General features: G+C 41.5%; 7 protein-coding genes, 1 tRNA gene and 1 pseudogene. All 9 read left to right on the top strand.

Going from position 1 to position 8172, the window contains the following annotated elements; all coding sequences use genetic code 11:
• A pseudogene (locus RMB13_RS11860) lies at nt 1-77 on the top strand (elongation factor Tu); the annotation flags it as partial.
• A 60-nt stretch (nt 78-137) separates the two neighbouring features.
• Nucleotides 138-213 (top strand) — tRNA-Trp (locus tag RMB13_RS11855).
• A 75-nt stretch (nt 214-288) separates the two neighbouring features.
• A complete protein-coding gene (gene secE, locus RMB13_RS11850) occupies nt 289-729 on the top strand; it encodes a preprotein translocase subunit SecE (RefSeq protein WP_004640737.1) in 441 nt (146 codons plus the stop codon).
• Between the two features lie 7 nt (nt 730-736).
• A complete protein-coding gene (gene nusG, locus RMB13_RS11845; protein WP_003654499.1) occupies nt 737-1270 on the top strand; it encodes a transcription termination/antitermination protein NusG in 534 nt (177 codons plus the stop codon).
• A 108-nt stretch (nt 1271-1378) separates the two neighbouring features.
• Nucleotides 1379-1807 (top strand): 50S ribosomal protein L11, encoded by a 429-nt coding sequence (rplK, locus tag RMB13_RS11840; protein ID WP_005037262.1) that lies wholly within the window; start codon nt 1379-1381, stop codon nt 1805-1807.
• A gap of 3 nt (nt 1808-1810) precedes the next feature.
• Nucleotides 1811-2506 (top strand): 50S ribosomal protein L1, encoded by a 696-nt coding sequence (rplA, locus tag RMB13_RS11835; RefSeq protein ID WP_003654501.1) that lies wholly within the window; start codon nt 1811-1813, stop codon nt 2504-2506.
• A gap of 315 nt (nt 2507-2821) precedes the next feature.
• Complete coding sequence (rplJ, locus tag RMB13_RS11830) at nt 2822-3328, top strand: 50S ribosomal protein L10 (protein WP_005037259.1); 507 nt, start codon at nt 2822-2824, stop codon at nt 3326-3328.
• Nucleotides 3329-3376: 48 nt separating this feature from the next.
• Nucleotides 3377-3742, top strand: a complete 366-nt coding sequence (rplL, locus tag RMB13_RS11825; protein WP_005037257.1) for a 50S ribosomal protein L7/L12 — start codon at nt 3377-3379, stop codon at nt 3740-3742.
• A gap of 305 nt (nt 3743-4047) precedes the next feature.
• On the top strand, nt 4048-8136 hold the full coding sequence (rpoB, locus tag RMB13_RS11820) for a DNA-directed RNA polymerase subunit beta (protein WP_311085324.1): 4089 nt from the start codon (nt 4048-4050) through the stop codon (nt 8134-8136).
• Nucleotides 8137-8172: the final 36 nt, after the last annotated feature.

The raw sequence follows: 8172 nt of genomic DNA, 5'->3' as shown, positions 1-8172 counted from the left end.
ACCCAGGTCTACGTTTTGCGATCCGTGAAGGTGGTCGTACTGTAGGTGCTGGTGTTGTTGCGAAAGTAACTGCATAAGCATAATATAGTGACGGATTACGTCTCAGGTTGAGGGCTTTGGCTCTCAACTTGCATTATAGGTCAGTAGTTCAATTGGTAGAGCGTCGGTCTCCAAAACCGAATGTTGGGGGTTCGAGTCCCTCCTGGCCTGCCATATTTTCAAATAAAAAGCTTGATGCTGGCTTAGTTGTTCATATAATAAGTCGCGAGTTCTACGACGAGTACAAAAATGTCGAATGATAAATCGCGTGACGCATTGAGCGACGCGCCAATTCCTCAAAGAAATAATTCTGCTGAAGTTGTTCGTTCTGGTTCGCCTCTAGATATTGTTCTATGGGTGATTGCGATTGCATTATTGGTTTTAGCTGTTATGGCGAATCAGTATTTACCAGCGCATTGGGCACCTGCAAACAATATTTGGGTGCGCGTTGGGGCAATTTTTGCTTGTATCGTTGTGGCTTTAGGTTTATTATACGCCACCCATCAAGGTAAAGGCTTCGTTCGTTTGCTAAAAGATGCACGAGTCGAATTGCGTCGAGTAACTTGGCCAACAAAACAAGAAACAGTCACCACATCGTGGCAGGTTCTATTGGTTGTAGTTGTTGCATCATTGGTTTTATGGTGCTTTGACTATGGTTTGGGTTGGTTAATTAAGTTGATTATCGGGTAAAAGAGCTATGAAACGTTGGTACATTATTCATGCCTACTCTGGCTATGAAAAACAAGTGTTACGTTCACTTACAGAACGAATCCAGCGTAGCGCTGTTGCTGATAGCTTTGGTGATGTCCTTGTTCCTACCGAAGAAGTGGTAGAAATGAAGGATGGTAAGAAACGTAAATCTGAGCGCAAATTCTTTCCTGGCTATGTGTTAGTCGAAATGGAAATGAATGATGATACTTGGCATATCGTTAAAGAATGTCCAAAGGTTCTAGGTTTTATCGGTGGTACACCTGAAAAACCAGCACCAATCACTCAGCGTGAAGCGGATGCGATTCTTGCGCGTGTACGTAATACTGGTGAAGCACCACGTCCTAAGACGATGTTTGAACCAGGTGAAGAATTACTTGTTATTGACGGTCCATTCACAGACTTTAAAGGTGTGGTGGAAGAAGTTCAATACGAGAAGTCGCGTTTAACGTTGACGATTAACGTATTTAATCGACCAACTCAGGTTGAACTCGAGTTTCGCCAAGTCGAAAAAACGATTTAATCTTGATTGGTTGAAAAACGCCCGATTTTATCGGGCATTGTTGTTGTAATAAAAGTGTAGCGTAAACATTGGGGAGCCTAGCGGCGTTTGTACCCAGAGGTATTTAAAATGGCTAAGAAGATTGACGGCTATATCAAGCTGCAAGTTCCAGCTGGTAAAGCAAATCCATCTCCACCAATTGGTCCTGCATTAGGTCAACGTGGTGTAAACATCATGGCATTCTGTAAAGAATTCAATGCTGCTACACAAAAAGTTGAACCAGGTCTTCCAATTCCTGTAGTGATTACTGTGTACAACGACAAGTCGTTCACATTCATCATGAAAACTCCACCAGCTTCTATTCTTCTTAAGAAAGCTGCTGGTATCCAAAAAGGTTCACCTGTACCAAACAAAACTAAAGTTGGTAAGTTGACTCGTGCTCAGTTAGAAGAAATTGCGACTACTAAAGAACCGGATTTAACTGGTGCTGATTTAGACGCACGTGTACGTACCATCGCTGGTTCTGCACGTTCTATGGGCTTGGAAGTGGAGCTATAAGACATGGCAAAGTTAACTAAACGTCAAAAAGCCATTGCTGCTGCTGTTGAAGCAAACAAAGTTTACACTTTGGAAGAAGCGGTTCAAGTTCTTAACAGCTTACCTGCTGCGAAGTTCAAAGAATCTTTAGATGTAGCTGTAAACCTTGGTGTAGACCCACGTAAATCTGATCAAGTTGTTCGTGGTGCGACTACATTACCTGCTGGTACTGGTAAAACTGTACGTGTAGCGGTATTTGCTCAAGGCGCGCAAGCAGAAGCTGCTAAAGAAGCTGGTGCAGACATCGTAGGTTTTGATGACCTTGCTGAAAGCATCCAAGGTGGAAACCTTAACTTTGATGTTGTAATCGCTGCTCCTGACGCTATGCGTGTTGTTGGTAAGCTCGGTACAATCCTTGGTCCACGTGGTTTAATGCCAAACCCTAAAGTTGGTACTGTAACTCCTGATGTAGCGAATGCTGTTAAAAACGCTAAATCTGGTCAGGCTCGTTACCGTGTAGACAAAGCGGGTATTATCCATGCTGCGATCGGTCAGTTAGGCTTTGATGCTGCTGCTATCCGTCAAAACGTTGAAACCTTAGTTGCTGACTTGAAAAAGTTAAAACCTGCAACTTCTAAAGGTGTGTACATCAAAAAGATCACTTTGAGCTCAACTATGGGTCCTGGTCTTACTGTTGATGTAAGCAACGTTTCTAACTAAGTTTAAAACTTAGTCAAGAATTTTAAAGTCCTGATTGAGGGCAGGGTATAAAAAATCATAGATTTTTTATACCCATTCAAAGTAATGCTTTGTTTCCTCACTCATCAGGCGGACTTTGAATTGATAAATGTAAATTTATCAGCGTCAAAGACCACAGGCGAAGAGACTTCTTTTGAATATCTTCTTAATAGCCCAGCCTGCGTAGACGCGGTGGTGTGATTTATTCCTCCTCCGCGTGTAAGTCAAATCTTTGTTGACTTGCGAATTGGGAGTGTACTTTTTTGAGTACATAAATCACCGTTAGGAGGTTTTACAATGGCTCTTCTTATTGAAAGCAAAAAACAGATCGTTGCTGAAGTGGCTCAAACTGCTTCTACAGCGTTCGCTGCCGTTGTTGCTGACTATCAAGGTTTAACTGTTGAGCAATTAACTGCTCTTCGTGTTGAAGCTCGTAAACTAGGTGTTGCTACACGTGTTGTACGTAATACTTTGGCTAAACGTGCTCTTCAAGATACGCAATTTGCAATCTTGAATGACAACCTTGTTGGCCCAACAATCTTAGCATTCTCAACTTCTGAAGACGATATGGGTGCAGCTGCACGCTTGTTTGAAGAATTTGCTAAAACTAACAAAGCATTTGAATTAAAAGCTGCTGCATTTGACGGCAAACTTTATCAAGGTGCTGAAGTTAGCGTTATCGCAAACCTTCCAAACCAAGAAAAAGCGCTTACTATGCTCGCATCTGTTCTTCAAGCTCCTATTTCGAAATTGGGTCGCTTACTTACAGCGCTTCAAGAGAAAAACGAGTCAGAAGCTGCTTAAGCTTAAATCTACTTCCACACCATTCAATACCCATTTGGAGTTAATCTCATGGCTTTAACAAACGAAGAAATCCTAAACGCAGTTGCTGAAAAAACTGTTCTTGAACTTGTTGAACTTATTTCTGCTTTTGAAGAAAAATTCAACGTATCTGCTGCTGCTGTAGCTGTAGCTGCTGCTCCTGCTGCTGCTGCTGCTGAAGAACAATCTGAATTCAACGTTGAGTTGACTTCTTTTGGTGCTAACAAAGTAGCTGTAATTAAAGCAGTTCGTGAAGCAACTGGCCTTGGTCTTAAAGAAGCTAAAGACCTAGTTGAAGGTGCTCCTCAAGTTCTTAAAGAAGGCGTTTCTAAAGAAGAAGGCGAAGAACTTAAGAAGAAACTTGAAGAAGCTGGTGCTACAGTTACACTTAAGTAATTGTAAAAGGAGTCGGTTTTTAAATCGGCTCCATAAAATGGCTGATGGCTCTTGGGTCATCAGCCTTTTTGCGTTACAATAATCGGCTCGATTTTTGTTTGTTCTGTACAATAATTGTCGTGTTTTAGAATAATCAGAGTAATTTCAAATGTTTACCAATATTTTTCTTTTTAAAAAATATTGTTAAGCGTTTTAATACCACTAAAAATTGCAGCATTTGTAAACAGTGGTGGCCATATCGGCCTGTGTAATTCCTTCTGAGCCCGTTCTGCAGGCGGGCTTGGTTTACTTTCCGAGGACTCCAGATGGCATACTCATATACCGAAAAGAAACGGATCCGTAAGAATTTTGGTAAATTGCCCCAAGTAATGGAAGCACCGTACTTACTTTCGATCCAGGTCGATTCGTATAGAACGTTCTTGCAAGGTGGCAAATCTCCAAAAAACCGCGAAGATATCGGTCTCCAAGCCGCATTTCGTTCAGTTTTCCCTATAGAAAGTTATTCTGGCAATGCTGCTTTAGAATTTGTTGAGTATAGCCTTGGTAAGCCTGAGTTTGATGTGCGTGAATGTATTTTACGTGGTTCGACTTATGCGGCACCAATGCGCGTAAAAATTCGTTTGATTATTAAAGATCGCGAAACTAAATCTATTAAAGACGTACGTGAACAAGAAGTCTACATGGGTGAAATGCCACTCATGACAGACAATGGTACCTTTGTGATCAATGGTACTGAGCGTGTAATCGTATCTCAATTACACCGTTCACCTGGTGTGTTCTTTGATCACGATAAAGGCAAAACACATTCAAGTGGTAAAGTACTTTATTCTGCACGTATTATTCCTTACCGTGGTTCATGGTTAGATTTCGAATTTGATGCAAAAGATTTAGTTTATGTACGTATTGACCGTCGTCGTAAATTATTAGCAACTGTTGTGTTGCGTGCATTGGGTTATAACAATGAACAAATTTTGAATTTGTTCTATGAAAAAGTGCCTGTATATCTTGATATGGGTAGTTATCAAATTGACCTCGTTCCAGATCGTCTGCGTGGCGAAATGGCGCAATTTGATATTGCAGACAATGATGGCAAAATCATTGTTGAGCAAGGTAAACGTATTAATGCACGTCACGTACGTCAAATGGAAGCTTCTGGTTTAGCTAAGCTATCAGTTCCTGATGAGTACTTGTATGAGCGTATCACTGCCGAAGATATTACTTTACGTAATGGTGATGTGATTCCTGCAAACACATTGTTAAGCCATGAAGTTATGGTGAAACTGGCAGAAGGCGGTGTTAAACAGTTCAATATCTTGTTTACGAACGATATTGACCGTGGTTCATTTGTTGCTGACTCATTACGTGCTGACACAACTTCTGGTCGTGAAGAAGCATTAGTTGAAATCTATAAAGTAATGCGCCCAGGCGAGCCACCAACAAAAGAAGCTGCTGAAAACTTATTTAATAACTTATTCTTCTCTTCTGAACGTTATGACTTATCTCCAGTAGGTCGTATGAAATTCAACCGTCGTTTGGGTCGCCCATACGAAGTTGGTACTGACCAGAAGTCACGTGAAGTAGAAGGTATTTTATCGCACGAAGATATCATTGATGTATTACGTACATTAGTTGAAATCCGTAACGGTAAAGGTGAAGTCGATGATATCGATCACTTAGGTAACCGTCGTGTACGTTCTGTTGGTGAAATGACTGAAAACCAATTCCGTGTTGGTTTGGTTCGTGTTGAACGTGCTGTTAAAGAGCGTTTAAGCCAAGCAGAAACAGATAATTTATCTCCGCAAGATCTCATTAATGCAAAACCAGTTGCAGCTGCAATCAAAGAATTCTTTGGTTCAAGCCAATTGTCTCAGTTTATGGATCAAAACAACCCGTTATCTGAGATTACACATAAACGTCGTGTTTCAGCGCTTGGGCCTGGTGGTTTAACACGTGAACGTGCGGGCTTTGAAGTACGTGACGTACATCAAACTCACTATGGTCGTGTATGTCCAATTGAAACGCCGGAAGGTCCAAACATTGGTTTGATCAACTCGCTTTCTGTTTATGCAAAAGCGAATGATTTTGGTTTCTTGGAAACACCTTACCGTAAAGTGGTAGATGGCCGAGTAACTGATGCTGTTGAATACCTTTCTGCTATTGAAGAAGTAGGTACTGTTATTGCACAGGCCGATTCTGCGATAGATAAAGATGGTAACTTAACAGAAGATTTTGTTTCTGTTCGTCACCAAGGTGACTTTGTACGTATGCCACCTGAAAAAGTGACGCATATGGATGTATCTGCACAGCAGGTTGTATCTGTAGCTGCATCACTTATTCCATTCCTTGAACACGATGACGCGAACCGTGCATTGATGGGTTCAAACATGCAACGTCAGGCGGTTCCTACTCTACGTGCGGATAAACCGCTTGTAGGTACAGGTATGGAAGCGAACGTTGCACGTGACTCAGGCGTATGTGTGATCGCAAACCGTGGTGGTGCGATTGAATATGTAGATGCTTCTCGTATCGTTATTCGTGTAAACGAAGATGAAATGATTGCAGGTGAGGCTGGTGTAGATATTTATAACCTCATTAAATATACACGTTCTAACCAAAACACTTGTATCAACCAAAATATTATCGTGAATTTAGGCGACAAAATTGCTCGCGGTGACATTCTGGCAGACGGTCCGTCAACAGATATGGGTGAGCTTGCGCTTGGGCAAAACATGCGTGTAGCGTTCATGACGTGGAATGGTTACAACTACGAAGACTCGATCTTATTATCTGAGCGTGTACTTCAAGAAGACCGTTTAACTTCTATTCATATTCAAGAATTATCATGTGTAGCGCGTGATACTAAGTTAGGTGCAGAAGAAATTACTGCTGATATTCCTAACGTAGGTGAAGCTGCACTTTCTAAACTTGATGAGTCAGGTATCGTTTATATCGGTGCGGAAGTTACTGCTGGTGACATCCTTGTTGGTAAAGTAACGCCTAAAGGTGAAACTCAGTTAACTCCTGAAGAAAAATTGCTTCGTGCAATCTTTGGTGAGAAAGCAGCTGACGTTAAAGATTCATCTTTACGTGTTCCATCTGGTACTAAAGGTACAGTTATCGATGTTCAAGTCTTCACTCGTGATGGCTTAGAAAAAGATGACCGTGCGATGGCAATTGAAAAAGCACAGCTTGACGCTTACCGTAAAGACTTGAAAGAAGAATACAAGATCTTTGAAGAAGCAGCTCGTGAGCGTGTAATTCGTTTGCTTAACGGCCAAGAGTCTAACGGTGGTGGTTCGACTAAACGTGGCGACAAACTCGTTGAAGATATGTTGTCTGGTTTAGAGCTTGTTGACTTACTTGAAATCCAACCTACAGACGAAGCAATTGCTGAACGTTTATCTCAAATTCAAGTGTTCTTGAAAGAGAAGAGCGCAGAAATTGATGAGAAGTTTGCAGAGAAGAAACGTAAGCTTTCGACTGGTGATGAGTTAACAACTGGCGTTCTGAAAGTTGTTAAGGTTTACCTCGCAGTTAAACGTCGTATTCAGCCTGGTGATAAAATGGCTGGTCGTCACGGTAACAAAGGTGTTGTATCTAACATTTTACCTGTTGAAGACATGCCACACGATGCTAACGGTGTACCGGTAGATATCGTATTGAACCCATTGGGTGTACCATCTCGTATGAACGTGGGTCAGATTCTTGAGACTCACTTGGGTATGGCAGCTAAAGGGCTTGGTGATAAAATCGAAAAAATGTTGAAAGAACAGCGTACAGTTTTAGAACTTCGCGAATTCTTAGACAAGATTTATAACAAAGTCGGCGGCGAGCAAGAAGATCTTGATAGCTTAACTGATGCTGAAGTCTTAGCACTTTCAGGCAACTTACGTGCTGGTGTGCCTTTAGCTACTCCTGTATTTGATGGTGCTGAAGAAAGCCAAATTAAAGACTTACTTGAATTAGCTGATATTTCGCGTACAGGTCAAACAGTATTGTTTGATGGTCGTACGGGTGAACAGTTTGATCGTCCTGTAACTGTAGGTTACATGTACATGCTCAAATTGAACCACTTGGTTGATGACAAAATGCATGCGCGTTCAACTGGTTCTTACTCACTTGTTACACAGCAACCGCTTGGTGGTAAAGCACAGTTCGGTGGTCAGCGTTTCGGTGAGATGGAGGTCTGGGCACTCGAAGCTTACGGCGCAGCATATACACTTCAAGAGATGTTAACTGTTAAGTCGGATGACGTTGAAGGTCGTACACGCATCTATAAGAATATTGTAGATGGTAACCATTATATGGATCCGGGTATGCCTGAATCGTTCAACGTATTGACCAAAGAGATCCGTTCTTTAGGTATCAACATTGAACTGAAAAATGGTGACTAAGTCGTAAGACTCACGATTTTTTAGGAAAAAACAATA

The sequence above is a fragment of the Acinetobacter sp. V102_4 genome (assembly GCF_031799005.1).
GTDB classification, from domain to species: domain Bacteria; phylum Pseudomonadota; class Gammaproteobacteria; order Pseudomonadales; family Moraxellaceae; genus Acinetobacter; species Acinetobacter calcoaceticus.
The sequence above is the reverse complement of the archived record's forward strand: the minus strand, read 5'-3'. Positions and strand labels throughout refer to the sequence as shown.

Coding starts and splice junctions, on each gene's coding strand:
- rplL (WP_005037257.1), top strand. CDS start 3,377: ATGGCTTTAACAAACGAAGAAATCCTAAACGCAGTTGCTGAAAAAACT.
- rpoB (WP_311085324.1), top strand. CDS start 4,048: ATGGCATACTCATATACCGAAAAGAAACGGATCCGTAAGAATTTTGGT.
- secE (WP_004640737.1), top strand. CDS start 289: ATGTCGAATGATAAATCGCGTGACGCATTGAGCGACGCGCCAATTCCT.
- rplJ (WP_005037259.1), top strand. CDS start 2,822: ATGGCTCTTCTTATTGAAAGCAAAAAACAGATCGTTGCTGAAGTGGCT.
- rplA (WP_003654501.1), top strand. CDS start 1,811: ATGGCAAAGTTAACTAAACGTCAAAAAGCCATTGCTGCTGCTGTTGAA.
- rplK (WP_005037262.1), top strand. CDS start 1,379: ATGGCTAAGAAGATTGACGGCTATATCAAGCTGCAAGTTCCAGCTGGT.
- nusG (WP_003654499.1), top strand. CDS start 737: ATGAAACGTTGGTACATTATTCATGCCTACTCTGGCTATGAAAAACAA.